Genomic DNA, 269 nt, shown 5'->3' with positions numbered 1-269 from the left:
CCCCGCTCAAGCTCGTCGCGGGGCGTTTCCAGCTGCGTGAGGACGCCCTGGGCGACGCACGTGAGCACTTCGTTCGCTGGTACAGCGCCCGCGCCAGCGACTGGCTTACCGCCAGGGTGAAGGAGCACGCCCGGCGAATGGGTGTCGAGCCTGCCGGCGTAAAGGTCCAGGACCTCGGCTACCGCTGGGGCTCCTGCGGCAAGGGCAACCGGGTCTACTTCCACTGGAAGACCATCCTGCTGCCCCGCCACATCGCCGAGTACGTGGTC

The 269-nt window shown here is 68.4% G+C and carries 1 protein-coding gene; it reads left to right on the top strand.

Going from position 1 to position 269, the window contains the following annotated elements; translation table 11 throughout:
* On the top strand, positions 1-269 hold a 269-nt coding region (locus tag P8629_RS11920; protein ID WP_278166329.1), incomplete at both ends, for a YgjP-like metallopeptidase domain-containing protein.

The organism is Hydrogenovibrio sp. 3SP14C1, assembly GCF_029625905.1.
Taxonomy (GTDB): domain Bacteria; phylum Pseudomonadota; class Gammaproteobacteria; order Thiomicrospirales; family Thiomicrospiraceae; genus Hydrogenovibrio.
The sequence above is the reverse complement of the archived record's forward strand: the minus strand, read 5'-3'. Positions and strand labels throughout refer to the sequence as shown.